Genomic DNA, 26426 nt, shown 5'->3' with positions numbered 1-26426 from the left:
CTTTCGTACACGGTGCGGGCGTCAGCTCGCGGTGTAGGAGATGAAGAGGTACTCCGGGTCGCTCTTCTCCGAGTACGGCTTGCGCACCGACGTGCGCGACATGAACAGCTTCCCGTTGTGGTAGCGGTATTCGGAGTAGTCGGGCGAGAACGCGATCTGGGCCTGCTGGTTCGCCTTGTCGCCCGGGCTCTCCAGGAGGAGGGTCTCCTTCATCGTCTTGCCGTCGATGCTGACGATCTGGGCGCCCTTGTCGTACGGGGGCTCCTTGTAGGCGATGATGTTCGACCCGTCCATGCGCAGCGGCGTGATCTGGTACCGCTCGCCCGCGTCGGCGCGGTCGGTGGTCTGCTTGCCCGTCGTCAGGTCGAAGGAGAGCAGCTCGTTGGTGCGGCTGCTGCCCTCCTGGCCCTGGTGCTCGTAGGAGGGCAGGTAGAGCTTGCCGTTGCCGACGACCATGCCGGTGCACTTCTCGACCTCGGTGGCGGCGCACTTGCCGTCGAAGGTCCCGGAGGTGAGCGCGATGCGCGCCTTCAGCTCGCCCTTGTCGTCGACGACGAAGAGGTCGCTGACGCCGGTGGCGTTCTTCGCGGTCTTGCCGACGTCGGCGCCGACGATCAGCGGCTTGGTGGAGACGATGGCGGCGTAGTCGATGCCCGGGGAGAGCTTGTAGGAGGCCTTGGGCGCTCCGGTGGCCGGGTCCAGGATCTGCGCGTACAGGGTGTAGTTGGGGCTCTGGCCGCACTTGCGGATGACGGCGAGGGCCTCGCCGCCGGCGTAGCCGGTGTCGCGGCACTGCTCGGCGTCGACCTTGGGGACCCACAGGGGCTTGCCGTCGGCGAGGTTCCAGGCGGCGCCACCGATGGAGATGTCGGCGGCGGCCACGGTGTTGCCGCTGATGGTGACCTCGCGCAGGTTCGCGGGCCGGTCACCGCCGCTGGCGCTCTTGGCGTTGCCGGACCAGAGGAGCTTGCCGCCCTCCAGGTCGATGACGCCGACCTCGCTGCACGCGGGGTACTTGTTCTCGGCCGTCGGCTGGGTGGGCCGGAAGAGGATCGCCGACTTGTTTTCGGTGACGTGCTTGGTCGCTCCGCAGACCTCGCCGGGGAGCGGGATCTCCCACTTCTTGCCGCCGTCGACCAGGTTGTATCCGACGACCTTGGAGACGTCGGACTTCACGTAGGTGGACTCGGTGATCCAGGAGCCGATGGTGCCGACCTGCTCGGCGGGCTGCGGGCTCGGCAGGTTGAAGAGCGTCTTCGCCTTGGGGTTGGAGGGCACCTTCTCCGTGCCCGCAGCGCCTTCCTGGGGCTTGTCGTTGCCCGTGGAGGAGCTGCCGCCCGCGGTGGTCTGCTTGCCGTCGCCCCCGCCGTCGCCGGAGGTGTACCAGAGTCCGCCGCCGACGATCAGGACGATGGCCAGGAGGGCCGCTCCGACGATCGTCAGCTGGGTGCGCTTGTCGTTGCCGCCGCCGGCGGCGGCCGCAGTGCCCGTCGCCGGGGGCTGGGCGGCGTACATGGGAGCGGTGACGGGCTGGGGCTGGGGCTGCTGCTGCTGCGGGTAGCCGTAACCGGGCCCGGGCTGCGGGTAGCCGTACGCGGGCTGTCCGGGGGCCGGCGGGGGGCCCGGCGGCGGCACGGGCTGGGCCGCGGGCTGGACCGGCATGGTCGGCGGCTGCGGCACGGGCTGGGCCGGAGGCTGCTGCGCAGGCGCCGGCGGCCCGGGCGGCGGGGGCGGGGCGAACCCTCCGTTCGGGGGATCCTGCGGCGCTCCGAAGCCGCCGGACGGCGGCTGGCTGGGGGGCGGCGGGGTACTCATGCGTTGCTACTGCCTCTCGGTGGGCGGCTGTCGGACACGTTCACTTGCCGAAGACCATGAGGAGCTTCTCGTCCTTGCCCTCGGCCTTCAGGTGGCCGGTGGAGATGAAGAACCGTCCGTCCACGTAGTCGGCCTTCGGGAGACGGAACGAGTGCTCGATCGGAGCGGCGGGGCCCGAGGGGTTGCGCAGGAGCGCGGTGGGGGTGCCACCGGCGGCGGGGATCGAGAGGATCTCGCCGCCCTTGTCCTCCTCGGCCTCGCGGTAGAAGATCAGCTGTCCGTCCGCTGCCTTGAGCGGGGTGATGGTGCGCTTGTCCCCGGCCGGGGTGCGCCACTTGGCCTTGCCGGTGGACAGGTCGAAGGCGACGATCTCGTTCGCCTTGCCGTCCGGCTCCTTGGTGGCCAGGTAGAGGGTGTTGTCGGCGACGGCCGAGGAACTGCACGTCGTCAGGGACCGGAAGAGTCCGGTGTCGCCGCAGCCCAGGGGGAAGTTGCCCTCGCCGGTGAGGGTGGCGGTCTGCTTCCCGTCGGGGCCGATGACCACGATGGAGCGCTCCTTGCTCTCCTCGTTGCCGAGGTCGAGGACGAGCGGGTCCACCGAGTAGATGCTGGTGACCTTGAACTTCGGGGGGAGCCGGAAGGTCCAGTTCGGCTTGCCGGTGACCGGGTCGGTGCCGTGGACCTCGACGGTGCGGTTCTCGTCCTGGCAGGTGGCGAGGGCGATCATCTTGCCGTTGCCCGCCGTGTAGGAGTCGGGCTGGCACCCGTCGCCCTGGTTGCTCGCGAACAGCTTGTCACCGGTGCTGATCTTGAAGGCGCTGGCGTTGCCGCCGCGGCTGATGGCGACGGTGTCGCCGGTGATGTCCACCGAGGGGCTGGTGAAGAGGTCGAACAGCCCTTCCTTGGGCACCTCCTTCGACCAGACCTCCTTGCCCGTCTTCAGGTCGACGACGCGCATCTGGGTGCAGGAGGCGGTGTCCGACTCGCCTTCCCTGTACATGACGACGGTCTTGCCGTCGGTGGTGGTCTGCGGGCTGGTGGCGCAGATCAGGGCCGGGAAGGGCAGCGTCCACTTCTCCTTGCCGTCGGCGGCCGAGTAGGCGGTGAGGGACTTCCAGACGCCCTTGACGACGGTGTCGCCCACCACCCACTGGCCCGGGGAGTCGACCCCCATGCCCGGTCCGTCGATCTTGACCATCTTGAGCCAGAGGACCTTGTCCTCGCCCTGCTTGCGGCCGGCGTTGAGGTCGGCCTCCTGGGCGCCGTTGCCGCTGCCGTCGCCCTTGTCCACGGAAGGCGACGAGGAGGGCTTGCCGTCGGCGGGCACGGAGTTCTGCGCGGTGGGCTTGTCCGGGCCGTCGTCCCCGCGGGAGAGGGCGACCCAGCCGACGCCTCCGATGAGCAGGAGCGCGGTCGCCGAGGCGGCGACCAGCAGGGTCAGCTTCTTCTTCGGCGGCATCCCGGGCGCGGGCGGAGGCATCCCCGGCAGGCCGGGAGGCGGCGGCGGGTACCCGTACCCCGGCTGCGTCGGGGGCTGTGGGGGGTGCTGGAACTGCTGTGGCTGCTGGGGCGGCTGGGCGTACGGGTTGGGGCCCTGCGGCGGATGGCCGTACGCGGACGGCTGCGGCGGGCCGGGCAGGTGCCCGTAACCGGAAGGAGTCGGCGGCTGGTTCGGCGGCTGGGGCGGCTCGGTCATCAGCGCACGCTTTCGGCTTCGGGCGGGTGTGGGGGGATGACCTTTCTATCACTGCCCGCACGTGCACAACGGGCCGGTCCGTCCCCTGTTCCCAAGGGAGGACCGGCCCGTGACGCCGTCGTTATCGGTTCGGCCGGCGCGGTCCGGCTACTGGGCCTCTTCGGCCAGTTCCAGCCAGCGCATCTCCAAATCGTCCCGTTCCGAGAGGAGTTCGCGCAGTTCCGCGTCGAGCTTGGCGACCTTGTCGTAGTCGGTGGAGTGCTCCGCGATCTGCGCGTGCAGGTTGCTCTCGCGGTCGGAGAGCTTGTTCAGCTGGCGCTCGATCTTCTGGAGTTCCTTCTTCGCCGCGCGGGAGTCGCCCGACGAGGTGGACTTCGCGGCGGCAGCGGCGGGCGCGGGCGCCGGGGCGGCCGCCTCGATCATCCGCTGGCGGCGTTCCAGGTACTCGTCCAGGCCGCGCGGGAGCATCCGCAGGCTCGCGTCGCCGAGGAGGGCCATCACCGTGTCGGTGGTGCGCTCGATGAAGAACCGGTCGTGGGAGATCACGATCATCGAGCCGGGCCAGCCGTCGAGGAGGTCCTCCAGCTGGGTCAGGGTCTCGATGTCGAGGTCGTTGGTGGGCTCGTCGAGGAAGAGGACGTTCGGCTCGTCCATCAGCAGGCGCAGGATCTGCAGCCTGCGCCGCTCGCCACCGGAGAGGTCGCCGACGGGCGTCCACTGCTTCTCCTTGGTGAAACCGAACTGCTCGCACAGCTGGCCCGCCGTCATCTCCCGGCCCTTGCCGAGGTCGACGCGGTCGCGTACGCGCTGCACCGCCTCCAGGACCCGCAGGGACGGGTCGAGTTCGCCGACCTCCTGGGAGAGGTAGGCGAGCCGGACGGTCTTGCCGACGGTGACCCGGCCGGCTGCGGGCTGGCTCTCGCCCTGGGTGCGGGCGGCTTCGGCCAGGGCGCGCAGCAGGGAGGTCTTGCCGGCGCCGTTGACGCCGACGAGTCCGATGCGGTCGCCGGGGCCGAGGTGCCAGGTGAGGTGCTTGAGGAGGACCTTGGGGCCGGCGTGGACGCTGACGTCTTCGAGGTCGAAGACGGTCTTGCCGAGGCGGGCGTTGGCGAAGCGCATCAGCTCGGACTTGTCGCGCGGCGGCGGCACGTCGGCGATCAGCTCGTTGGCCGCCTCGATGCGGTAGCGCGGCTTGGAGGTCCGGGCGGGCGCGCCGCGGCGCAGCCAGGCCAGCTCCTTGCGCATCAGGTTCTGCCGCTTCTGCTCCTCGGTGGCGGCGATCCGCTCGCGCTCGGCGCGCGCGAAGACGTAGTCGCTGTAGCCGCCCTCGTACTCGTGGACGTCTCCGCGCTGGACGTCCCACATGCGGGTGCAGACCTGGTCGAGGAACCAGCGGTCGTGGGTGACGCAGACGAGCGCGGAGCGGCGCTCCTGGAGGTGCTTGGCCAGCCAGGAGATGCCCTCGACGTCGAGGTGGTTGGTGGGCTCGTCGAGGACGAGGAGGTCCTGGTCGGCGATGAGCAGCTTGGCGAGCGCGATGCGTCGGCGCTCACCGCCGGAGAGCGGGCCGATGACGGTGTCGAGGCCCTGGCCGAAGCCGGGCAGGTCGAGCCCGCCGAAGAGGCCGGTCAGCACGTCGCGGATCTTGGCGTTGCCGGCCCATTCGTGGTCGGCCATGTCCCGGATGATCTCGTGGCGGATGGTCGCCGAGGGATCGAGGGAGTCGTGCTGGGTCAGGACGCCCATGCGCAGGCCGCCCGACTGGGTGACGCGCCCGGTGTCGGGCTCCTCCAGCTTGGCCAGCATGCGGATGAGGGTGGTCTTGCCGTCGCCGTTGCGGCCGACGACACCGATCCGGTCCCCCTCGGATACGCCGAGGGAGATGCCGTCGAGCAGGGTACGTGTGCCGTACACCTTGCTGACTGCCTCGACATTGACCAGATTGACGGCCATCAGACGCGCTCCAGGGAAGGGGTGTGGATCAGCCCCTCAGCCTAACGCGCCGGGCAGTGCCGGACCGTTCCACCAGGAGCCAGCCGCACAGCGCCATCGCGATGGCGGCCGGCGCGGTGACGGGAACGGCGATCAGGGTGGCGGTGTGGCCGTCGAGCAGGCCGCCGAGGCCGGTCATGGAGAGCCCGAGGATGCCGAGGAGGCACAGGGTGATGCCGGCGGCGGCGCGCGGACCGCTGCCGGAGGCGGTGGGGGCCCCGGCCTGCTGCGGCGGGGCCTCGAAGCGGCGGAACAGGGCGACCAGGCATCCGGTCAGGACGGCGGCGGCCGCGATCCTCACGGGCACCTGCGCCCACCAGGCGGCGGTGGCCGGCTCGGGCAGTGCGATGCCGAGGGCGATCTGGGCTCCGTACACGGCGAGCATGGCGGTGAGGTGCCAGAGGAAGGCGGTCATGGCGATCCCGTTGGCGGCGACGACCCCGCGCCAGACCCGGGGCCGGGCCAGCCAGGCCGTGGCGGGCTCAACCAGCAGTTGGACGGCGCCGACGAGCCACAGGCCGTGGCAGAGCAGGGCCAGGGTGGGCGGGGCCATGTTGGAGACCTTCTCGCCGGGCATCCCGACCATGGACAGCGGGTACGGGCCGTACGCCACCAGCAGCGCGGCCCCGGCCAGGCCCGCGGCGGCCAGGAGGGCGGGGCGGCGGATCCGGCCGTCGGCGCGGAGGAAGCCGAGCTGGTGGACGGCCAGCCAGACGAAGCCGAAGTTCAGGAACTCCACGTACGGCACGCCGAGCGCGAAGCGCAGTACGTCCACGGCGGCGGCCGCGCCGGCCAGCCCCGCGAAGGCCGCCCAGCCGTGGCGCTCGTGCAGCTTCAGCAGCGGCGGGGTGAAGGCGACCATGGCGAGGTAGATCCCGATGAACCAGAGCGGCTGCGTGACCATCCGCAGCGCGGCCCCGCTCAGCACCCCGCCGCCGTGCCCGGCGGCCTGCACGGCGAGCGCGAGGGCGGCCCACACGAGGACGAAGACGAGCGTGGGCCGCAGCAGGCGGCGCAGCCGGGCGCGCAGGAAGTCGGCGTAGACGGGCCGGCCGTCGCTGCGCCGCGCCAGGGAGCGGTAGGACAGCGCGTGCGAGAACCCGCCGACGAAGAAGAACACCGGCATGATCTGCAGTCCCCAGGTGAGCACCTGGAGCCCGGGCACGACGGCGAGGAGGTTCCCTATGCCGCCGCTGCTGACGGCGGCCATCAGCCAGTGCCCGGCGATGACGGTGCCGAGGGAGGCGACCCTCAGCAGATCCACGTACCGGTCCCGCCCGGCGGGGGTGGCGTCGGCGATGTCGCGTGCGCTGGCTGTCATGTCCCCCACGGTCGCCCGCCGGCCGGCTCCGCCGACAGGGCGCGGGTACTCAACTGCCGCCTGAGTACGGCGCGCTCCCGGGGCTCCGCCCCGACCCCCGCGCGTCAAATCGCCGACGGGGCTGATTCGCCGTCGCGTGCGGCGCCGTTGCGGGGGCTCCGCCCCCGAACCCCCGCTCCTCAAACGCCGGAGGGGCTGGATTTTGCCGCACCTGGCGGACGGCAGCAGCCGAAAAGCCTCGCCGGCATTTGAGGAGCGGGTCTGGGCGGAGCCCAGGGTGCCGCGCAGCGGCATCTCGGCCGTGGGGCTACGCCAGGACCACCGCTCCGGGGGCCGGGGCCGAGGCCACGCGGGTGGTGCGGCACGTACCCGAGGCTTCCAGGGCCGCGGCCACCTTCAGCGCGGATTCCGGGTCGCGGACCAGGAAGGCCGTGGTCGGGCCCGAGCCCGAGACCAGCGCGGCCAGCGCACCGGCCTCCACGCCCGCATCCAGCGTCGCGGCCAGCGACGGCCGCAGGGACAGCGCGGCCGGCTGGAGGTCGTTGGCCAGCACGCCCGCCAGCGCGTCCGGGTCGCCGGAGGCGAGGGCCGCGAGGAGTTCCGGGGAGGCCTGCGGCTCCGGGATCTCCCGGCCCTCGGTCTCGGCGAGGCGGTCGAACTCGCGGAACACCGCCGGGGTCGACAGCCCCCCGTCGGCGACCGCGAACACCCAGTGGAAGGCGCCCGCCGCGACGGGCGTCAGCAGCTCCCCGCGCCCCGTGCCGAGCGCGGCCCCGCCGACGAGGCTGAAGGGGACGTCGCTGCCGAGCTCCGCGCAGATGTCCAGCAGCTCGGCCCGCGGGGTGTCGAGCCCCCACAGCGCGTCGCACGCCAGCAGGGCCGCCGCGCCGTCCGCGCTGCCGCCCGCCATGCCTCCGGCCACCGGGATGTTCTTCGCGATGTGGAGGTGCACGGAGGGGGAGATGCCGTGGCGCGCCGCGAGGATCTCGGCGGCCTTCGCGGCGAGGTTCGTACGGTCCAGCGGCACCTGGTCGGCGTCCGGTCCGGTGCAGCTGACGGTGAGGGAGTCGGCCGGCGTCGCCGTGACCTCGTCGAAGAGGGAGACGGCGAGGAAGACGTTGGCCAGGTCGTGGAAGCCGTCGGGGCGCGCCGCGCCCACCGCGAGCTGGACGTTGACCTTCGCGGGGACCCGTACGGTCACGCCCGTGCTGGTGCTCGTGTTCACAGCGCGGGCCTCTCCGCCTGCGGCTTGTGCTCGGCGATCGCGGCGAACTGCTCCACCGTCAGCGACTCCCCGCGCGCCTGCGGGGAGATCCCGGCGGCGACCAGCGCCTCCTCGGCGCCCGCGGCCGAACCGGCCCAGCCGGCGAGCGCGGCGCGCAGCGTCTTGCGGCGCTGTGCGAAGGCGGCGTCGACGACCGCGAACACCTCCGCCTTGGAGGCGGTGGTCTTGATCGGCTCGGTGCGGCGGACGAGGGAGACCAGGCCCGAGTCGACGTTGGGGGCGGGCCAGAAGACCTTGCGGCCGATGGCGCCGGCCCGCTTGACGTGCGCGTACCAGTTGGCCTTGACGGAGGGCACCCCGTAGACCTTGTTGCCGGGCTCGGCGGCGAGCCGGTCGGCGACCTCCGACTGCACCATGACGAGGGTCCGCTCGATGCTCGGGAAGCGGTCGAGCATGGTCAGCAGCACCGGCACGGCCACGTTGTACGGCAGGTTCGCGACGAGCGCGGTGGGCGCCGGCCCGGGCAGCTCCGTGACGAGCATCGCGTCGGAGTGGACCAGCGCGAAGCGGTCCTTGCGCTCGGGCATCCGCGCCTCGATGGTGGCGGGCAGCGCGGCCGCGAGGATGTCGTCGATCTCGACGGCGGTGACCCGGTCGGCGGCCTCCAGCAGAGCGAGCGTCAGCGAGCCCAGCCCCGGCCCGACCTCGACGACCACGTCGTCGGGCCGCACCTCGGCGGTGCGCACGATCCGGCGGACCGTGTTGGCGTCGATGACGAAGTTCTGCCCCTTCTGCTTCGTCGGCTTCACGCCGAGTACGGCGGCCAGCTCCCGGATGTCGGCCGGGCCGAGGAGGGCGTCGGAAGGGGTGGAGGGGTTCTCGTTGGGCTGCTGCTCTGCGGTGCTCACCGGGCAAGCCTACGGCCGCAGTGCGGCCACGGGCTCGCCCCCCGCTGCACGTAGAGCTTCTTCGCCCGGTACGTCTGTTCCGCGGCGGGCGCGTCCTGCGGGCGGCCGCTGCCGCCGAGCGCCTGCCAGGTGCGGACGTCGAACTGGTAGAGGCCGCCGTAGGTGCCCGAGGCGTCCGTGGCGGAGGGGCGCCCGCCGGACTCGCACTGGGCGAGGGCGGCCCAGTCGAGGCCGTCGGCGCCGGAGACGGTGGTGGGCAGCGGCTTCGTGCCGACCTTGACCAGCTGGGTGACGGGCTCGCGGACCACCTCCTCGGCGATGCGGCGGGGCTTCTGCCGGACCCCGTTGACGGTGCGCAGGCTGTAGGTGACCCGCCGGGCGCCGGGCCGGCCGGCGCGTTCGACGACCTCGGTCCCGGCGAAGAGGCCGGGGTCCTCGGTCTTCTCGACGGCGTAGGGGATGCGTTCCTCCCGGACCTCGCGGGTGCCGGTGATGCGGAGCACGGTGACGGTCTGGCCGTCGCGCGGGAAGGAGTCCGCGGGGACGGAGGTGCCGTCCTGGCCGTGGAGGGTGATGCCGGCCTGGTCGAGGGCCTCCTGGACGGTGGCCGCGTTGGTGCGGATGGTGCGTTCGCTGCCGTCGGCGAGGAAGGTGATGCTGCGTTCGGTGCGGACGCTGAGGGCGAGGCCCGTGCGGGGGACGGGGGCCTCGCGTGGGGAGGAGAGGAAGGCGCCCTCGGCGCGGATGCCGAGCTGGCGCAGGGCGCCTTCGACGGTGCGCGCGGTCGTCCACACCTGGCGGGGCTGTCCGTCGAGGGTCAGGCGCAGGGGGCGGCCGTAGCGGACGACGACCTCCTCGCCGTCGTCGAGCGGTTCGCCGGGGGCAGGTGCGACGAGGTCGTGGGGGCCGACGCCGAGGCCTTCGGAGGCCAGGAGTTCATCGACGTCGTCGGCGAAGGTGTGGAGGTTCCTGGGGACGCCGTCCACGGTGAGCCGGACCGTCTTGTCGGCGGCGACGAAGGCGGTGGTGCCGCCGGCGAGGAAGGCGACGACGAGCGCCTGCGGCACGATCCGCCGCCAGGTCCCTCCGGGGGCGGGCGGGGGTGCGGCCGCGGCCCGCCGCCGGCCGGTGCCGGGTCCGGCGGGGGCCGGCAGGGTGGCGGGTTCGCCGCTCCGGCGGCGGCCGGTGCCGGGTCCGGCGGGGGCGGGGGCCCCGGCGCGGCGTCTCCCGGCCCCCGGCGGGGCCTCCCCGCCGGGCGGGGCGGCGGCGGGGCCGCCGAAGGCGGCCTCGGCCTGTGCACCGCGTCGCCGCCCGGGTCCCGGCGGGGCAGGGGCCGTGGTCGCGGAGGTCCCGCCGTTCGCCGGGCTGCGGCGGCGGCCGGTGCCGGCCGCGGTGGCGGGTGGGGCGGCGGGTGGGGCGGCGGGTGGGGCGGCGGCGCCCTGCGGAGTGGCGGGGGCCGGGCCGGGCGCCGTCGGTGCGGCGCCCGGCCGGTCGGTGTTCCGGCCCCGGGCCCGCCGGCGCGAGCCGCGGCCCCCCGCGTCCCGGGGGGCCGGGACCTCGGGGCCGGCCGGGCCGGGTGCGGGCCCGGAGGGACCCGCGGCGGCCTGTCCGGCCCCCGGCCCGGGACGGCCGCGGCGGTGACTGCCCTGCGCTTCGCTCACGACGCTCGCTCCCCTGGTGGTCGGCACCCGCTGGTTCGGGGCACGGCACCATAGCGGAGGAGTCGTCACACTCCAAAGTTGTACGACTACTCTGGGTGGCGTCAGTAGTCGAAGGCGCGGGCCGTGTTGGCCGCCAGGGCCGTGGCCATCGCGTCCTCGTCGATGCCGCGGACCGCGGCCATGGCGCGCACCGTCAGCGGAATGAGGTACGGCGCGTTGGGCCGTCCGCGGTACGGCGCCGGGGTCAGGTACGGGGCGTCGGTCTCCACGAGGACGAGCTCCAGCGGGGCCACGGCCAGGGCCTCGCGCAGGGGGGCCGCGTTCTTGAAGGTGACGGTCCCGGCGAAGGACATGTAGTACCCGGCGGCGGCGCACTCGCGGGCCATGTCGGCGTCCCCGGAGTAGCAGTGGAAGACGGTCCGCTCCGGGGCGCCCTCCTCGCGCAGGACGCGCAGCACGTCCGCGTGGGCCTCGCGGTCGTGGATGACGAGGGCCTTGCCCTGCCGCTTGGCGATCTCGATGTGGGCGCGGAAGGAACGCTCCTGCGCGGCCATCCCCTCCGGTCCGGTGCGGAAGTGGTCCAGCCCGGTCTCGCCGACGGCCTTGACGTGGCCGAGGGCGGCCAGCGCCTCGATCTCCGCGAGCGCCTCGTCGAGGGCCGCGTCGCCGCCGCCCGCCCTCGCGCCCTGCCGGGACCAGCCGTCGGGGTCCCCGTGCACGATGCGGGGGGCCTCGTTGGGGTGCAGGGCCACGGCGGCGTGGACGTTCTCGTACGCCGCCGCGGTCTCGGCGGCCCACCGGGAGCCCTTCACGTCGCAGCCCACCTGGACGACGGTGGTCACCCCGACCGAGGCGGCCTTCGCGAGGCCCTCCTCGACGGTGCCGGACTGCATGTCCAGGTGGGTGTGCGAGTCCGCGACCGCCACCCGGAGGGGTTCGGGCAGCGGCGGCGGTGCGTCTTTCGAGGAGGAGCTCATGCGGCCGATCTTATGACCGGCGGAAGACCCCCATCAGCCGGGAGAGCAGGCTCCGGCCGCGTTCCGCCTCGTCCACCGGGACGGGTCCGGGGCCTTCGTGCGTGCGCGGCCTGGGGGTGCGGGGGACGTCCGCTCCGGCCGGTACCGGCCCGGCGATTCCGGGGGCGATGCGGTGGTGGTAGAGCCGGTCGATCGTGCCGAGCACCGAGGAGACCTGGCCGGCCCGCATGATCCGCACGACGTGCCCGCCGCAGTTCATGCACGTCGGGTTGGACAGCGGGGAGGGCACCCGCTCGCCGTTGACCATGCACATGATGAAGGGCTCGCCCCTGCCGTCCACGTGGTGCTCGATCGCGTAGGCCTGCTCCCAGGCGTATCCGCACTTCATGCACGCGAACGAGTACGCCTCGTGCACGGTCTGCACGGGAGGGGTGGAAACGGCTGCGGGTACCGCGCGGGCCACGGGTACCGGGGTGTCAGCGATCTCACTCATGCCAGCTCCTCTTGTTCCACTGGTGCCATTGCCAGTGGACGCCTCTTCGGGCGGGAGCGCATCAGGCCCTGCCGACTGTTGGACGGTCTTTGGGCGACTCATGCCCCAAAGCGCCCGGTGCGCGGTCTGAGCTTTGCTTTTCAGGTTAGCTCTTTACCGACCTACGGCATCTTTTGAGCCGCATTCTTTGCCGCGACGACCGCGTCGAACACTTCCCGCTTGGGTACTCCGGCCTCCGCCGCGACCGCCGCGATGGCTTCTTTCCGACGCTCCCCCGCCTCCTCGCGCACCCGGACCCGGCGCACCAGTTCCTCGGCGTCCACGTCTCCGGGCCCGGCCGCCGGGGCTCCCTCGACCACGACCGTGATCTCCCCGCGCACCCCCTCGGCCGCCCACGCCGCCAGTTCGCCGAGACCGCCGCGCTTGACCTCCTCGTACGTCTTCGTCAGCTCGCGGCACACGGCGGCCCGCCGGTCCGCACCGAAGACCTCGGCCATCGCGGCCAGGGTGTCGTCGAGCCGGTGCGGGGCCTCGAAGTAGACGAGGGTCCGCCGCTCGCCCTCGACCTCGCGCAGCCGGCCGAGGCGCTCCCCCGCCTTGCGCGGCAGGAACCCCTCGAAGCAGAAACGGTCCACGGGCAGCCCGGACAGGGCGAGCGCGGTCAGCACGGCGGAGGGCCCGGGGACGGCGGTGACCTTGATGTCCTTCTCCACGGCGGCGGCCACGAGCCGGTAGCCGGGGTCGGAGACGGAGGGCATGCCGGCGTCGGTCACCAGCAGGACGCGCTTGCCCTCCTCCAGGGCCTCGACGAGCTCCGGGGTGCGCGCGGACTCGTTGCCCTCGAAGTACGAGACGACCCGCCCGGTGGTGTGCACGCCGAGCCCCTGGGTCAGCCGGCGCAGCCGGCGGGTGTCCTCGGCGGCGACCACGTCGGCCCGCTCCAGCTCGGCCGCGAGCCGCGGCGGGGCGTCCGCGAGGTCGCCGATGGGCGTCCCGGCGAGGACGAGCACGCCCGTCAGGCCTGCGGCCGTGGCCGTCGCGGAGGAGGGTGCGGTACGGAGGGGCTGGTCAGTCGTCACCCGCCCATCCTCTCAGTCCCGTGGCCCGCCGCCCCCCGGGTACTGGGGCACACACAGATCTCTTCCCTACGATGTGCCGGTGACCAGTACCGCGACGCCGCCGCCCAGCCCCGCGGGGGCCCCTCCCGCCCTGCCGTCGGGGCGGGCCGAAGAGCAGCCCACCTGGCTGCGCCGCCTGCGCGGCTTCGGCTACGCGCCGCCCGCAGGAGCGCGCACGGACCTCCGCGGCCGCCTGGTGCCCCCGTACGCCCAGCCGTCCCCGCAGCTGTGGATGACCTTCGGCCTGCGGCCCGAGGTGTGGGGGACGTGGAACCGGATCCTGGCGTGGGCGGGGCCGCTGCTGGTGGCGCTGGTCGCCGGAGTGCTGAGGTTCGTGCACCTGGGCAGCCCGAAGGCGGTGATATTCGACGAGACGTACTACGCCAAGGACGCCTGGGCAACGATCAAGCAGGGCTACGAGGCGAGCTGGCCCAAGGACATCGACAAGCTGATCCTCGAGAACCCGCACGGGGTCGCCCTCCCGGCGGACGCCGGCTACGTGGTGCACCCGCCCGTCGGCAAGTGGGTCATCGGCCTCGGCGAGTGGATGTTCGGCTTCGACCCCTTCGGCTGGCGGTTCATGACCGCCCTGCTCGGCACCCTGTCGGTGCTGATGCTGTGCCGGATCGGGCGCCGCCTGTTCCGCTCCACCTTCCTGGGCTGCCTGGCGGGCGCGCTGCTCGCAGTGGACGGCCTGCACCTGGTGATGAGCCGCACCGCCCTGCTCGACCTGGTGCTCATGTTCTTCGTCCTGGCCGCCTTCGGGGCGCTGCTCATCGACCGGGACAGGACCCGGGCCCGGCTCGCGGACGCGCTCCCGGTGGACGAGGAGGGCCGCACCCGGCCCGATGTGAGGATCGCCGAGACGCTGCGGCTGGGCTGGCGCCCGTACCGGATCCTGGCGGGCGTCTGCCTGGGCCTGGCCGCCGGCACGAAGTGGAACGGCTTCATCGCGCTGGCGTTCTTCGGCGTCCTGACCGTGCTGTGGGACGCGGCCGCGCGCCGCACCGCGGGTGCGGGGGCCCCGTACGCGTCGATGCTGCGGCGCGACGCGCTGCCGGGCTTCCTGTCGACCGTGCCGGTCGCGGTCGTCACGTACCTGGTCTCCTGGTCGGGCTGGATCTTCAGCCCGGACAACGGCAAGGGCGGCTACCTGCGCGACTGGGCGGCCAAGTACGACCAGAAGAGCTCGCTGTCGTTCCTGCCGGAGTGGCTGCGGAGCCTGTGGCACTACGAGACCGAGGTCTACAAGTTCCACGTCGGCCTGACCTCGGGGCACACCTACGAGTCGAACCCGTGGAGCTGGCTGGTCCTGGGCCGGCCCGTCTCCTACTTCTACGAGTCCCCCGCGCCCGGCACGGACGGCTGCCCGGCGACCGAGACGGGCAAGTGCGCCCGCGAGGTGCTGGCCCTGGGCACCCCGCTGCTGTGGTGGGCGGGCTGCTTCGCGCTGCTGTACGTGCTGTGGCGGTGGTTCTTCCGCCGCGACTGGCGGGCGGGGGCGATCGCGTGCGCGCTGGGTGCGGGCCTGCTGCCCTGGTTCAACTACCAGGAGCGGACGATCTTCTACTTCTACGCGGTCGTCTTCGTCCCGTACCTGTGCCTGGCGGTGGCGATGATGATCGGCGCCCTGCTGGGCCCGGCCGGCTCGAGCGAGCGGCGGCGGGCGCTGGGCGCGATCGGGGCGGGTGCGCTGGTGCTGCTGATCGCATGGAACTTCATCTATTTCTGGCCGATCTACACGGGCCAGAGCCTGCCGATGGACTCGTGGCGGGGCCGGATGTGGCTGGACACCTGGGTTTGAACCCTCCCCCTCGCAAATGAGGGGGATTCCTACCTCACGCTGCCTGGCGGACCGGCGGTCCGTCGGGTCTTCCACGATCAACGGCAGCCGGGATGAGACCAGCCCGGACGAGCATCACGCGTGCGGAGTTCTTGTCCCTGGGGGAGACGGCTCCGCACGCGGTGCACGTGTAGGTACGTTCCGACAGCGGCAGTGCGTGCTTGGCTCTCGCTCCACACCGCCCGCAGTCCATGGTGGTGTGCGCCGGGTGCACGAGCCGCAGGTGGCGGCCGTGCTTGCGCGCCATGTTGATCAATTCGTGCTTGGTGGCCGAGATCGCCGCGTCGGCCGCCTTGCGGGCCATGGCTGACTTGGCGAGAAACTTCGGCCGGAAGTCCTCAACCGCGATCCGGTCGAAGTCCGTCACCACGCGCTTGGCCCACTTGCGGGCCGCGTCCTGCCGCTGCCAGGCGATCTTCTTCTGCGCCTTCGCGGCCTGCCGCTTCGCCTTCCGGTACCCCTTCGACGCGGCCTGCCCGGACTTCGGCTTCCGGCGGGCCATCATCCGCTGATACCCGGCCAGCTTCCCAGCGGATTGCTGGCCGTACCCGGGGTGCGGAAGGTCGTGTTCGTCGCTGGTGGTGGTCGCGGTCTCCTTCACTCCCCAGTCAATGCCGATCGCCTCACCGGTTTCCGGCAATGGCTGCACGTCCGTCTGAACAATGAAGGAGGCGTACCAGTGGCCGAGAGTGTCAAGGTAGACACGCACGCTGGACGGGTCAGAGGGCAGATCACGCGACCACACCACCGTCAGCGATATTCCGCCTGCGAGACACAGCCGCCCATCCTTCAGCCGGAAACCACGCCGGGTGTAGTTAAGCGTCGGACCTGCGACCGTCTTCTTCTTGAAGCGGGGCATCCCCGCGCGCCGCCGCATAGGCAACCCGGCCTTGATGTCCTTCACCGCTTTGGAACGGGACGTGGCAAAGTCCCGGATGATCTGCTGCTGCGGCACGCTCCCACCGGCGCGCAGCCACTCATGCTCGCCGCGCCATCCGGTCAGCAGCCACTCATGCTCGCCGCGCCATCCGGTCAGCATTCTGTCCAACCGGGCAGGACCACACTTCTCTTTGGCCTTGTGTGCCGCCCTGGATTCCGCCACGCACTGGTTCCACACCCACCGACACCGGTCCCACTCACTCAAGAGAGCCGTGCGGGCGATAGACGACACACGCAGCCGGAAGGTGTACCGGGCGTGCCCGCCCTCCCCGACCTCCGCCAACGCCGTCACGACGCCAACCTAGTGCCGCAGCCGACTTCGGTCCCCCGAACCAAAACACCCAACCCGAACGAGTGGCCGCCCCAATACGCCGGGCCCTCTTGCCATTTCCCGCTCCCTTTCGGCCATCGAGGTTCCGTTCCGGTAACGAGAGCGAAGTCGCACGGCGACGGGGCGTAAGGTCCGCACCAAGGGTTCTTTGAACGCGTTCAGAGAACTGTGGTTCGGGGGAGGATGCGACATGAACGGGGCGGCAAAGGGCGCCATCGTCGGCGGGGTGTTCCTCACGCTCGTCGGCGGCGCCGGGTACGGGGTGTACACGCTGGTCGGGGACGGCGGCCAGGGCGGGAAGAGCGGCGCGAAGGACGGCACGACCTCCGTCCAGGCGGGCAAGGGCAGCGGGCCGGTGACGGAGAAGGAGACGGTGGAGACCGCCAAGGCCTTCCTCGCCGCGTGGGCCGCCGGGGACTCGGCCGCGGCCGCCGCGCTGACGAACAACGCGCATGACGCGCAGCCCGCCGTCGGCGAGTTCAAGACGAGGGCGCTCGTGTCCAAGGCCGTGATCACCCCCGGCGCGCACAACGGCACCACCGTGCCCTTCAAGGTCGAGGCGGAGATCACGTACGAGGGCACGACCAAGCCCCTCGCCTACGACTCCGAGCTCACCGTGGTGCGCGGGCTGACCACCGGGAAGCCGCTGGTCGACTGGAAGGACTCGATCATCCACCCGCAGCTCCAGCGCGGCGAGCGGCTGCGCGCCGGCGCCCCCGCGACCCCGCCCGTGAAGGCGCTCGACCGCAACGGCAAGGAGCTGACCGCCGAGCAGTACCCCTCGCTGCGGGCGGTCCTGGACGACCTGCGCAAGGCGTACGGCGAGAAGGCGGGCGGCACGAAGGGCGCGGAGGTGTGGATCGAGCCGTTCACCCCGAACGACCCCAAGCGGACCCTGATGACGCTGTCCGAGGGCAAGCCGGGGGAGATCCCGACCGTGCTGGACGCCGAGGTGCAGGCCGCGGCGGAGAAGGCGGTGGCGAAGTACGCCGAGGCCTCGGTGGTCGCGATCCAGCCGAGCACGGGCGAGATCCTGGCCGTGGCCAACCACCGCAAGGACGGCTTCAACGCGGCGATGCGGGGGGCGCGGGCGCCGGGCTCGACGATGAAGATCGTGACGGGGGCCATGCTGATCGAGCAGGGCCTGGTGTCGGCGGACAAGCCCGCGGCCTGCCCGGCCACCGCCACGTGGGAGGGGCGGACCTTCCACAACCTCGGCAACTTCAAGTCGGAGGGCGAGACCTTCGCATCGAGCTTCGCCAGGTCCTGCAACACCGCCTTCATCAGCCTGATCGACGACGTGCACGACAACGGGGCGCTGCCGCGGGAGGCGAAGGACGTCTTCGGCATCGGGCTGGACTGGAAGACCGGGATCGTCTCGCGGGACGGGTCGGTCCCGCAGGACTCGGGGGCGGGCGCGGCCGCCGCGTACATCGGCCAGGGCACGGTCACGATGAACCCGCTGAACGTCGCCTCGATCACGGCGACCGCCCGGACCGGGGTGTTCCGCCAGCCGGTGATCGTCAAGGCCTCGCTGGACGGACGCACCCTCGCCACCGCCTCGCGGGCCCTGAAGCCGGGGGTGTCGGCGCAGCTGGTGAAGATGATGAAGCTGACCGCGACGAGCGGCACCGGCCGCGAGGCGATGTCCTCGGTCGGCGGCTCGGACAAGGGCGCGAAGACCGGCTCCGCCGAGGTCGACGGCGCGGGCAGCCCGGACAGCTGGTTCACCGGCTTCAGTGGCGACGTGGCCGCGGCGGCCATGGTCGAAGCGGGCGGCCACGGCGGCGAGGCGGCGGGCCCGATCGTGGCGCAGGTCCTCAACGCCGGGTAGCCCTCCCGGGCCGTTTCCCTCCCGGGCTGGGTCGGGCCGCTCCTGGAGTGCGGCGCCGTTGCCGGGGCGCTGCCCCGCGCCCCGCCAGGAGGGTGCCCGCGAACCTGCCCGACCCGGCCCGGGAGGGAAACGGCTCGACCCGGGCGGAGGCGCGGCGCTAGCGTCCCGGTATGACGACCTCCACGCACCCCCTCTTCGCCGAGGCCCTGGCCGGGCTGGGGCTCGACCCCGCCGTCCGGACCTTCCCCGAGGGGACCCGTACGGCCGCCGACGCGGCCGCCGCGATCGGCTGCGAGCTCAGCCAGATCGTGAAGTCGCTGATCTTCGCCGCGGACGGGGTCCCCGTACTGGTCCTCATGGACGGGGCCTCCCGGGTCGATGTCGAGGCCGTGCGCCGCGAACTCGGCGCCGGGAAGGTCACCCGGGCGGACGCGGCCGTGGTCCGGGAAACCACCGGCTACGCCATCGGCGGCGTCCCGCCCTTCGGGCACCGGACCCGCACGCGCGTGCTCGCCGACCGGTCCCTGCTGGCCCACACCGAGGTCTGGGCGGCGGCCGGCACCCCGAACAGCGTGTTCCCGATGGCCCCCGGGGAGCTCATCGCGCACGCGGGCGCCACGCTCGCCGATGTGCGGGAAGGGGCCTCCCAGGGCTAGAGGGCCGACTTCAGGGCCCGTACCAGCGCCTGCGCGCGGGGGTCGGCCGTGACCGACTTGGCGTGGGCGTTGGTGACGTAGCCGAAGCCGATGCCCGCGTCCGGGTCCGCGAAGGCCAGGGAACCGCCGCGGCCCGGGTGGCCGAAGGAGGCCGGGGAGAGCAGCGGGGAGGCCGGGCCGTGCAGCATGTAGCCGGGCCCGAAGCGGGTGTTGACGATCAGCACCCGGTCGGGGCCCGAGGAGAGCTCGCGGGCGGCCAGGGCGGTGGTCTCCGGGGTGAAGATGCGGGCGCCGTCCTCGACCACGCCGATGGTGGCGCCGTAGAAGCGGGCCAGGGCGCGGGCCGTGCCGATGCCGGCGGAGCCGGGGAGCTCGGCGGCCTGGTAGGCGGGGTCGTTCTCGTCCGGCTGGGGGTCGATGGCCGCGAAGGCGCGGCGGGTGAGGGAGTCCGGGTCGGCGTAGGCCTCGGAAACGTTTCGCCGCGGCCGGGTCTTCAGCAGGCCCGCGCTCTCCGGCGGGTCGACGGGCGCGACCCGTCCCACCCGGTGGGACTCCGTCTCCGGCAGGCCGATCCAGAAGTCCAGCCCCAGCGGCTCGGCCATCTCCTCCGCGAGGAACGAGCCGATGGTGCGGCCGGTGGCCCGGAGCACCAGCTCGGACACCAGCCAGCTGAAGGTCTGCGCGTGGTAGCCGTGCTCGGTGCCGGGCTCCCAGAAGGGCCGCTGCGCGGCGACCGCGCGGGCCCCGGTGACCCCGTCCGCGGCCTCGGCCACGGTCAGCCCCCGGTCCAGCGCCGGAACGCCGGCCCGGTGCGCGAGGAGGTCGCGGACGAGCGTCTTCTCCTTGCCGCCCGTCTTGAACTCCGGCCAGTACGAACCGACCGGCGCGTCCAGGTCCAGCAGCCCGCGCTGGTGCAGCAGCAGCGGCACGGCGGCGGCGACGCCCTTGGTGGCGGAGCGGACTATCTGCGCGGTGTCCTCGGCCCAGGGCTCGGAGCCTTCGCCGCCTTCGGCGTCCTTGGTGCCGCCCCACAGGTCGACGACCTTGCGGCCGTCCCGGTACACGGCCACGGCCGCACCCCGGTCACCGAGCACGTCGAAGTTGCGTACGAAAGCCTCGCGGACCGGCTCGAAGCCCTCCGCCACCGACCCGTGGACATCCACGTCTACTCCCAGCACCTGCCGTGGCGCCCCGACGGCGCCCACGACACAATGCAACGCCTGCTGGACGGCCCTGCTTCCCGGGTCCCCGGAACGACTCCCCGGGCCCGGCGCCGGTCAGTGCGAGGGGGGCGTCAGGAGGGGCGTGCGCGGGTCGAAGCCGAAGGGCAGCTCCAGCCGGTGGGCCCGCATCAGCTCCTCGTCGCACAAGAGCTCCTGGGTGCGGCCGTCGGCGGCGATGACCCCTTCGCTGAGGATCACCGAGCGCTGGCACAGCTCCAGGGCGTACGGCAGGTCGTGGGTCACCATCAGCACGGTCACGTCGAGGGAGCGCAGGATGTCGGCGAGCTCGCGGCGCGAAGCCGGGTCGAGGTTGGAGGAGGGCTCGTCGAGGACGAGGATCTCCGGCCGCATCGCGAGGACCGTGGCGACGGCCACCCGGCGGCGCTGGCCGAAGGACAGGTGGTGCGGCGGCCGGTCGGCGAAGTCCGCCATGCCGACCTGGTCCAGCGCCCCGCGCACCCGCTCCTCCAGCTCCGCGCCGCGCAGGCCCGCGGCCGCGGGGCCGAAGGCCACGTCCTCGCGGACGGTCGGCATGAACAGCTGGTCGTCGGGGTCCTGGAAGACGATCCCGACCCGGCGGCGGATCTCGGCGAAGTTCCGCTTCTCCACCGGCAGCCCGGCCACGGCCACCGAGCCGACCCCGCCGCCGAGGATGCCGTTGAGGTGCAGCACGAGGGTGGTCTTGCCGGCGCCGTTGGGGCCGAGCAGGGCGACCCGCTCGCCGCGCCCGACGCTCAGGTCCACCCCGAAGAGGGCCTGGTGGCCGTCGGGGTAGGCGTAGGCGAGTCCGGATACTTCGAGCGAGGGCTCGTGGTTCACTTGGACCTCCGGTCACAGAATCCGATACACTTCACTACAGACAGTGCGCAGCGAGAACCAAGCACGCACGTCACCTTTCGCATTGCTGTTGTCCGGGCTGGTTTCAACCCGGCTGGCGCTGATCGTGGAAGACCTGACGGGCCGCCGGTCCACCAGGCAACGTGAGCCAGGAATCCCCTCCCTCGGGAAGGGGAGGATTCAAAGGGACCATCCCATCAGACAGACGGCGAGGGCCGTCACCGGGAGCACGGCCGCGTACGCCCACTGGGCTCGGGTCGCCACGACGTCGTCGGTCACCGGCATCGAGCCGGCGTAGCCGCGGCTGACCATCGCGAGGTAGACCCGCTCGCCGCGCTCGTAGGAGCGGATGAACAGTGCGCCGGCCGTCTTGGCCAGCACCCCCCAGTGGCGGATGCCGCTGGCCTCGAAGCCGCGGGAGCGGCGGGCGATGGACATCCGGCGCAGCTCGTCGCTGATGACGTCGCCGTAGCGGATCATGAAGGAGGCGATCTGCACGAGCAGCGGGGGCAGCTTCAGCCGCTGCAGGCCGAGGAGCAGCGCCCGCAGTTCCGTCGTCGAGGCGAGCAGGACGGAGGCGGCGACGCCGAGCGTTCCCTTGGCCAGGACGTTCCAGGCGCCCCAGAGGCCGGAAACGCTGAGCGACATGCCGAGGACCTCCACGCGCTCGCCCTGCGCGACGAACGGCATGAGCACGGCGAAGGCGACGAAGGGGATCTCGATCAGCAGCCGGCGCAGCAGGAAGCCGGCCGGGATCCGGGCGGCGGCAGCGGCGGCCGCGATGAGGAGCGCGTACACCCCGAAGGCCCACACCGCCTCGCGCGGTGTGGACACGACGGCGACGACGAACGCGAACGTCGCCGCCAGCTTGCAGTGCGGGGGGAGGTCGTGGACGGGGGTGTGGGCGTGCCGGTAGAGCTTGTGGGCGTGTCCCGCGCCCATCAGACCGCGGCCGACGGCTCGGACGTGCGGCGGCGGCGCACGGCCCAGAAGATCCCGGTGCCCACGGCGACGGTCGCGCCGACGCCGAGGGCGCCCGCGAGGCCGCCGGAGAGGCGGGCGTCGGCGACGTCCTTGACGGAGTAGTCGGCGAGCGGGGAGTCCTTGGCGGCGTGCTCCTGGACCTTGGCGTCGATGCCCTGGTCGGCGGCGACCTTCTCCAGGCCGTCGGGGCTGGCGGAGGCGTAGAAGGAGACGAAGCCGGCGAGAACGAGGGCGGAGACCAGGCCGGTGACCCACACCTTCGTGGCGGAGCGGGCGGCGGCGGGCGCGGCGGCCGCGGGCGCGTCGACGAGTTCCCCGCCGACGCGGAGCTTCAGCGGGGCGGTCAGCCCGCGCGCGCCGTGCACCAGGTCGGGCCGTACGGCGATCACGGCGCCCACGGTCGCCGCGGTGATGGCGGCTTCGCCGATGCCGATGAGCACGTGGACGCCGACCATCGCGGTGAGCACCTTGCCGATGGGCACGTCGGTGGTGCCGCCGACGGCGTAGATCGCGGTGAAGGCGGCGGCCGCGCCGGGCACCGAGAGGAGGGCTCCGGCGAACGCGGCGGCGGTCACGGAGCGGCGGGTGGCCGGCAGCACCTTGAGCAGACCGCGGAAGACCGCGTAGGCCACGACGACGGTGACGACGCCCATGACGGTGATGTTCACGCCGAGGGCGGTCAGCCCGCCGTCGGCGAAGAGGATGCCCTGCATGAGGAGGACCACCGACACGCACAGCACGCCGGTGCAGGGGCCGACGAGTATCGCGGCGAGCGCCCCTCCGAGGAGGTGTCCGCTGGTGCCTGCCGCGACGGGGAAGTTGAGCATCTGCACGGCGAAGATGAAGGCGGCGACGAGCCCGGCGAGCGGGGCGGTGCGCTCGTCGAGTTCGCGGCGGGCGCCCCGCAGGCTGACGGCGACCGCGCCGGCCGCCACCACTCCGGCGGCCACCGATACGGGTGCGTTGATGAATCCGTCGGGCACGTGCATGGGGGCTCCGCTTTCTCGCAGTTTTCAGCCGTCCAAGAATAGTGCCTAGTTGCAAACCGTTGGCAACAGCGTCTGCAGCACAAATGACCCCGTGCGGTTTCGCTGGGATGTGCGAGGCTGGAGGGCAAACGGACGCATATGTGCCGAAAAGAGGAGTCTTGTCGTGTCAGCCACCGCCGAGAATCCCCCAGCGACCGCCACCTCCGTCGAGGAGCGCGTGATCGCGCGCGTGATCAGCGACGACCCCCTCTACCGGAAGATTCCGGTGGCCCTGCGCTTCGCCGAGTCCGAACCGCTGGCCGTGCGGATCGTCTTCCCCGCCGAGCTGTCCCCCGAGGGCACGGAGAACGAGTGGGTGTTCCCCCGGGCCCTGCTGGAGGCCGGGCTCCAGGCTCCGAGCGGGACCGGGGACGTACGCGTCTGGCCCTGCGGCCGCGTCCAGGCGGTCGTCGAGTTCCACTCCCCGGACGGCGTGGCGGTGGTGCAGTTCGACATCGCGGCCCTGCGCCGCTTCCTGCGCCGTACGAACGCCCCCGCCCCCGCCGGGCGCCGGCTCGGGTGAACGGGTCCGGCCCCGCACCTCCTGGTGATCAGGGGGTGCGGGGCCGGGGCCGTCGTGCGGGAGCGGTTACGCGTTGACGAGCTCGCGGTCCTTGCCCGGGCCCTCCGGGCCGTCCGCGGACTCAGCGGCCAGGTGCTTGCGCAGGCTCTCGCCCTCGACGTCCACGTTCGGCAGCAGCCGGTCGAGCCACTTGGGCAGCCACCAGGCCTTGTGGCCGAGCAGGGCGAGCACCGCCGGGACGATGGTCATGCGGACCACGAAGGCGTCGAAGAAGACGGCGACGGCCAGGCCGAAGCCGATCATCTTGACCATCTGCTCGCTGGCTCCGATGAAGCCCGCGAACACCGCGATCATGATGACGGCGGCGGCCACGACCACCCGGGCGCTGTACTGGAAGCCGGTCACCACGGCCTGGCCGGGGCGCTCGCCGTGGACGTACGCCTCCCGCATGCGGGTGACGAGGAAGACCTCGTAGTCCATGGCCAGGCCGAAGACCACGCCGACCATGAAGATCGGCATCATCGACATGATCGGGCCGGTCTGCTCCACGCCGAAGAGCGAGCCGAGCCAGCCCCACTGGAAGACCGCGACGACCGCGCCGAGGGCGGCGACCACCGAGAGCAGGAAGCCGAGGGCCGCCTTGAGCGGGACCAGGACGGAGCGGAACACCAGCATCAGGAGCAGGAAGGCGAGGCCGACGACGAGCGCGAGGTAGGGCAGCAGCGCGTCGTTCATCTTCTGCGAGAAGTCGATGTTCATCGCGGTGGCCCCGGTGACGAGGACCTCGTCGCCGCTGCCGTTCCGGATCTCGTGGACCAGGTCCTCGGTCTGCGTGGAGGAGGGCCGGTCCTTCGGGATCACGTTGATGATCGCCGCGTCGCCGTCCTTGTTGAGCATCGGCGGGGTGACCGCGGCCACGCCGTCGAGGCCCTTGATCTGGTCGACCGTCTTGTCGGCGAGCTCCTTGCCGCCGTCCACGACCACCATCAGCGGACCGTTGAAGCCGGGGCCGAAGCCGTCGGACAGCAGGTCGTACGCCTTGCGCTGGGTGGTGGAGACCGGCTGGGCGCCGTCGTCGGGCAGGCCCATCTCCAGCTTGCTCGCGGGGATCGCGACGACGCCGAGGCCGATCACACCGGCCAGCAGCACCATGACCGGGCGGCGCAGTACGAAGCGGGCCCAGCGGGTGCCGCCGTTGACCTTGGGCTTGTCGCCCGCAGGCTTGCCCTTGCCGAACAGCTTGCTCTTCTGGCCGGCCGGCAGCACCTTCTTGCCGGCGAAGCCGAGGATGGCCGGGACCAGGGTCAGCGCCACGAGCACCGCGATGACCACCGTACCGGCGGCCGCGGCGCCCATCTTGGTCAGCATCGGGATGTTGACGACGGACAGGCCCACGAGGGCGATGACCACGGTCAGACCGGCGAAGACGACGGCGGAGCCGGCGGTTCCGGCGGCGCGGCCGGCGGCCTCGTCGCGCTCCCGGCCCTCGGCGAGCTCCGTGCGGTAGCGGGAGACGATGAAGAGGGCGTAGTCGATGCCGACCGCGAGGCCGATCATCATCGCGAGGGTGGAGGTGGTGGAGCCGAGGTCCAGCACGTTGGCGAGCGCGGTGATGGAGGAGATGCCGATGCCCACGCCGATCAGCGCGGTCAGCAGCGGCAGGCCGGCCGCGATCAGCGAGCCGAAGGTGATGACGAGGACGATCGCGGCGATCAGGATGCCGATGACCTCGCCGGAGCCGGTCTCGGGCGCCGCCATCAGGGCGTCGCCCCCGATCTCGACGGTCAGCCCGTGCTCCTGGGCCTCCGTGCCGGAGTCCTTCAGCGCCTCGCGGGTCGCGTCGGTCAGCTCCATGCCGCTGACCTTGTACTTGGTGCTGATGTAGGTCGTCGAACCGTCCTGGCTCACGGCCTGCGCCTGGTACGGGTCGGTGACCGAGGAGATCTGGTCCTTGCCCGGGCCGGACTTGAGGTCGTCGATGATCTTCTGGACCTCGGCCTTGGGGCCGGGGTCGGTGACCTTCGCGCCCGCCGGGGCCTTGATGACGATGCGGGCGGTGGCGCCGTCGGCGGCCATGCCCGGGAAGCGCTTGTCCAGCAGGTCGAAGGCCTTCTGGGCCTCCGTGCCGGGGATCGAGAAGGAACCGGAGCTGGGGGCGCCGGCCGAGGCCGCGCCGAATCCGGCGGCGAACAGCAGCGCCACCCATATGAGGGCGACGAGCCCGCGGCGCCGGAAAGCGCCGCGGCCGAGCCGGTAGAGGAAGGTGGCCACGAGGGTGGTTCTCCCGTTCAGGTCGTGGGATGGAAGGCAGGATGAGCCGGCCCGACGACGAGAGCGGCGTGTCAGGAGCAGCAGCGAGCGACGAGCTGTGGGGACTGGGCGAAGCGGGGAGGATCAGACGCCGAGGGCGGGGAACACCACGGCGTCGATGAAGTCACCGAGGAAGGTCCGGTCCACCGGACGGTCCTCGATCAGCGGGAGCGCGATGAACGCCCCGATGAGCATGTGGGGTACGAAGTCGAGGGCACGGCAGTCCGGGCTGATCTCGCCCCGGTCCACCGCACGCCGCAGCATCAGCTGGAGACCGTTGATCTCCGGGTCGACGAGCAGGTCGCGCAGTGCCTTGTGGAGTTCCGGGCTCTCGTGGATGGCGTGGGTCAGACCCCGCATGAGTGCGGTGTCCTTGGCCATCTGCGCGTCGTCGGAGTGCTCCACCATGCGCGCGAAGTCCCCGCGCAGGCTGCCCGTGTCGATCTCCCGCAGCGAGACGGGCTGCGTGCATCGCAGGGCCTTGGCGACCAGTTCGGGCTTGCTCCCCCACTGGCGGTAGAGGGTGGCCTTGCTGGACTTCGTACGAGCGGCGATCGCATCCATGGTCAGCGCCTCGTAGCCGACGTCACGCAGGAGGTCGAGGACCGCCTCGTGCAGTTCGGCCTGCCGTTCGGGGGTGATCCGGCTGCGCCGCGACGCACTCGCCTCGGTCATCTCCGCACCTCCCATCCGAACGAAACTACTTCGTACT

The 26426-nt window shown here is 72.3% G+C and carries 21 protein-coding genes; 4 read left to right on the top strand and 17 right to left on the bottom strand.

The annotated features are described in order from the left end of the window. Positions 1 to 21: 21 nt before the first annotated feature. The 10 genes from ACIGFK_RS27280 to rsmI all read right to left on the bottom strand — a co-directional run bounded on the left by ACIGFK_RS27280 (position 22) and on the right by rsmI (position 13107). Complete coding sequence (locus ACIGFK_RS27280; protein WP_400053929.1) at positions 22 to 1662, bottom strand: PQQ-binding-like beta-propeller repeat protein; 1641 nt, start codon at positions 1660 to 1662, stop codon at positions 22 to 24. A 193-nt stretch (positions 1663 to 1855) separates the two neighbouring features. Then, positions 1856 to 3511 (bottom strand): PQQ-binding-like beta-propeller repeat protein, encoded by a 1656-nt coding sequence (locus ACIGFK_RS27275; RefSeq protein WP_400053927.1) that lies wholly within the window; start codon positions 3509 to 3511, stop codon positions 1856 to 1858. A 147-nt stretch (positions 3512 to 3658) separates the two neighbouring features. Then, positions 3659 to 5464 (bottom strand): ABC-F family ATP-binding cassette domain-containing protein, encoded by a 1806-nt coding sequence (locus ACIGFK_RS27270; RefSeq protein ID WP_376661326.1) that lies wholly within the window; start codon positions 5462 to 5464, stop codon positions 3659 to 3661. Between the two features lie 28 nt (positions 5465 to 5492). Beyond that, on the bottom strand, positions 5493 to 6824 hold the full coding sequence (locus ACIGFK_RS27265) for an acyltransferase (RefSeq protein ID WP_376661325.1): 1332 nt from the start codon (positions 6822 to 6824) through the stop codon (positions 5493 to 5495). Positions 6825 to 7131: 307 nt separating this feature from the next. Then, positions 7132 to 8049, bottom strand: coding sequence for a 4-(cytidine 5'-diphospho)-2-C-methyl-D-erythritol kinase (locus ACIGFK_RS27260; protein ID WP_386465056.1), 918 nt, complete (start codon positions 8047 to 8049; stop codon positions 7132 to 7134). Beyond that, the gene (gene rsmA / locus ACIGFK_RS27255) at positions 8046 to 8957 is read right to left on the bottom strand and encodes a 16S rRNA (adenine(1518)-N(6)/adenine(1519)-N(6))-dimethyltransferase RsmA (protein ID WP_376662400.1); all 912 of its coding nucleotides are present in this window, start codon (positions 8955 to 8957) and stop codon (positions 8046 to 8048) included. The genes ACIGFK_RS27260 and rsmA overlap by 4 nt, the downstream gene beginning before the upstream one ends. Next, a complete protein-coding gene (locus ACIGFK_RS27250) occupies positions 8954 to 10618 on the bottom strand; it encodes a ubiquitin-like domain-containing protein (RefSeq protein ID WP_400053925.1) in 1665 nt (554 codons plus the stop codon). Before ACIGFK_RS27250 ends, rsmA begins: the two co-directional genes overlap by 4 nt. A gap of 101 nt (positions 10619 to 10719) precedes the next feature. After that, the gene (locus ACIGFK_RS27245) at positions 10720 to 11595 is read right to left on the bottom strand and encodes a TatD family hydrolase (protein WP_376660169.1); all 876 of its coding nucleotides are present in this window, start codon (positions 11593 to 11595) and stop codon (positions 10720 to 10722) included. Positions 11596 to 11605: 10 nt separating this feature from the next. Beyond that, on the bottom strand, positions 11606 to 12088 hold the full coding sequence (locus tag ACIGFK_RS27240) for a hypothetical protein (protein WP_400053924.1): 483 nt from the start codon (positions 12086 to 12088) through the stop codon (positions 11606 to 11608). 161 nt (positions 12089 to 12249) lie between these two features. Next, positions 12250 to 13107 (bottom strand): 16S rRNA (cytidine(1402)-2'-O)-methyltransferase, encoded by an 858-nt coding sequence (rsmI, locus tag ACIGFK_RS27235; RefSeq protein WP_376660170.1) that lies wholly within the window; start codon positions 13105 to 13107, stop codon positions 12250 to 12252. A gap of 139 nt (positions 13108 to 13246) precedes the next feature. Here rsmI and ACIGFK_RS27230 point away from each other — a divergent pair, with 139 nt between their 5' ends. Further along, a complete protein-coding gene (locus tag ACIGFK_RS27230; RefSeq protein WP_376660167.1) occupies positions 13247 to 15010 on the top strand; it encodes a dolichyl-phosphate-mannose--protein mannosyltransferase in 1764 nt (587 codons plus the stop codon). A gap of 34 nt (positions 15011 to 15044) precedes the next feature. Here the strand turns inward: ACIGFK_RS27230 and ACIGFK_RS27225 are convergent, their stop codons facing one another. Continuing rightward, positions 15045 to 16280 carry an RNA-guided endonuclease InsQ/TnpB family protein gene (locus ACIGFK_RS27225; RefSeq protein ID WP_400053922.1) on the bottom strand — a complete coding sequence of 412 codons (1236 nt, stop codon included), beginning with the start codon at positions 16278 to 16280 and terminating at the stop codon, positions 15045 to 15047. 229 nt (positions 16281 to 16509) lie between these two features. Here ACIGFK_RS27225 and ACIGFK_RS27220 point away from each other — a divergent pair, with 229 nt between their 5' ends. Continuing rightward, positions 16510 to 18153, top strand: a complete 1644-nt coding sequence (locus ACIGFK_RS27220; RefSeq protein WP_376660166.1) for a penicillin-binding transpeptidase domain-containing protein — start codon at positions 16510 to 16512, stop codon at positions 18151 to 18153. 170 nt (positions 18154 to 18323) lie between these two features. Further along, a complete protein-coding gene (locus tag ACIGFK_RS27215) occupies positions 18324 to 18809 on the top strand; it encodes a YbaK/EbsC family protein (RefSeq protein WP_376660165.1) in 486 nt (161 codons plus the stop codon). Here the strand turns inward: ACIGFK_RS27215 and ACIGFK_RS27210 are convergent. From ACIGFK_RS27210 to ACIGFK_RS27195, 4 genes are all read right to left on the bottom strand, one after another. Continuing rightward, complete coding sequence (locus ACIGFK_RS27210) at positions 18806 to 19972, bottom strand: serine hydrolase domain-containing protein (RefSeq protein ID WP_376660164.1); 1167 nt, start codon at positions 19970 to 19972, stop codon at positions 18806 to 18808. The two genes, ACIGFK_RS27215 and ACIGFK_RS27210, sit on opposite strands and share 4 nt — an antisense overlap. A gap of 114 nt (positions 19973 to 20086) precedes the next feature. Then, positions 20087 to 20851 carry an energy-coupling factor ABC transporter ATP-binding protein gene (locus ACIGFK_RS27205; RefSeq protein ID WP_376660163.1) on the bottom strand — a complete coding sequence of 255 codons (765 nt, stop codon included), beginning with the start codon at positions 20849 to 20851 and terminating at the stop codon, positions 20087 to 20089. A 198-nt stretch (positions 20852 to 21049) separates the two neighbouring features. Next, positions 21050 to 21811, bottom strand: coding sequence for a cobalt ECF transporter T component CbiQ (gene cbiQ, locus ACIGFK_RS27200; protein ID WP_376660162.1), 762 nt, complete (start codon positions 21809 to 21811; stop codon positions 21050 to 21052). Next, positions 21811 to 22842, bottom strand: coding sequence for an energy-coupling factor ABC transporter permease (locus ACIGFK_RS27195; RefSeq protein WP_376660161.1), 1032 nt, complete (start codon positions 22840 to 22842; stop codon positions 21811 to 21813). Before ACIGFK_RS27195 ends, cbiQ begins: the two co-directional genes overlap by 1 nt. Before the next feature lie 163 nt (positions 22843 to 23005). Between ACIGFK_RS27195 and ACIGFK_RS27190 the strand changes: the two genes are divergently transcribed. Further along, positions 23006 to 23404: an SsgA family sporulation/cell division regulator gene (locus ACIGFK_RS27190; protein WP_376660160.1), complete on the top strand. Its 399-nt coding sequence runs from the start codon at positions 23006 to 23008 to the stop codon at positions 23402 to 23404. 66 nt (positions 23405 to 23470) lie between these two features. Here ACIGFK_RS27190 and ACIGFK_RS27185 read toward each other — a convergent pair whose 3' ends face one another. Next, complete coding sequence (locus tag ACIGFK_RS27185; RefSeq protein ID WP_400053920.1) at positions 23471 to 25675, bottom strand: MMPL family transporter; 2205 nt, start codon at positions 25673 to 25675, stop codon at positions 23471 to 23473. A 123-nt stretch (positions 25676 to 25798) separates the two neighbouring features. Further along, positions 25799 to 26389 (bottom strand): TetR/AcrR family transcriptional regulator, encoded by a 591-nt coding sequence (locus ACIGFK_RS27180; RefSeq protein WP_376660158.1) that lies wholly within the window; start codon positions 26387 to 26389, stop codon positions 25799 to 25801. Between the last annotated feature and the right edge of the window lie 37 nt (positions 26390 to 26426).

The organism is Streptomyces sp. NPDC085524 (genome assembly GCF_044541755.1).
Taxonomy (GTDB): Bacteria; Actinomycetota; Actinomycetes; order Streptomycetales; family Streptomycetaceae; genus Streptomyces.
The sequence above is the reverse complement of the archived record's forward strand: the minus strand, read 5'-3'. Positions and strand labels throughout refer to the sequence as shown.

What these genes read in the sequence shown, in the direction of transcription:
- ACIGFK_RS27195 (WP_376660161.1), bottom strand. Translation starts at nt 22,842, where the DNA reads ATGCACGTGCCCGACGGATTCATCAACGCACCCGTATCGGTGGCCGCC.
- ACIGFK_RS27280 (WP_400053929.1), bottom strand. Translation starts at nt 1,662, where the DNA reads ATGCCGGTCCAGCCCGCGGCCCAGCCCGTGCCGCCGCCGGGCCCCCCG.
- ACIGFK_RS27180 (WP_376660158.1), bottom strand. Translation starts at nt 26,389, where the DNA reads ATGACCGAGGCGAGTGCGTCGCGGCGCAGCCGGATCACCCCCGAACGG.
- cbiQ (WP_376660162.1), bottom strand. Translation starts at nt 21,811, where the DNA reads ATGGGCGCGGGACACGCCCACAAGCTCTACCGGCACGCCCACACCCCC.
- ACIGFK_RS27270 (WP_376661326.1), bottom strand. Translation starts at nt 5,464, where the DNA reads ATGGCCGTCAATCTGGTCAATGTCGAGGCAGTCAGCAAGGTGTACGGC.
- ACIGFK_RS27240 (WP_400053924.1), bottom strand. Translation starts at nt 12,088, where the DNA reads ATGAGTGAGATCGCTGACACCCCGGTACCCGTGGCCCGCGCGGTACCC.
- ACIGFK_RS27220 (WP_376660166.1), top strand. Translation starts at nt 16,510, where the DNA reads ATGAACGGGGCGGCAAAGGGCGCCATCGTCGGCGGGGTGTTCCTCACG.
- ACIGFK_RS27215 (WP_376660165.1), top strand. Translation starts at nt 18,324, where the DNA reads ATGACGACCTCCACGCACCCCCTCTTCGCCGAGGCCCTGGCCGGGCTG.
- ACIGFK_RS27245 (WP_376660169.1), bottom strand. Translation starts at nt 11,595, where the DNA reads ATGAGCTCCTCCTCGAAAGACGCACCGCCGCCGCTGCCCGAACCCCTC.
- ACIGFK_RS27275 (WP_400053927.1), bottom strand. Translation starts at nt 3,511, where the DNA reads ATGACCGAGCCGCCCCAGCCGCCGAACCAGCCGCCGACTCCTTCCGGT.
- ACIGFK_RS27265 (WP_376661325.1), bottom strand. Translation starts at nt 6,824, where the DNA reads ATGACAGCCAGCGCACGCGACATCGCCGACGCCACCCCCGCCGGGCGG.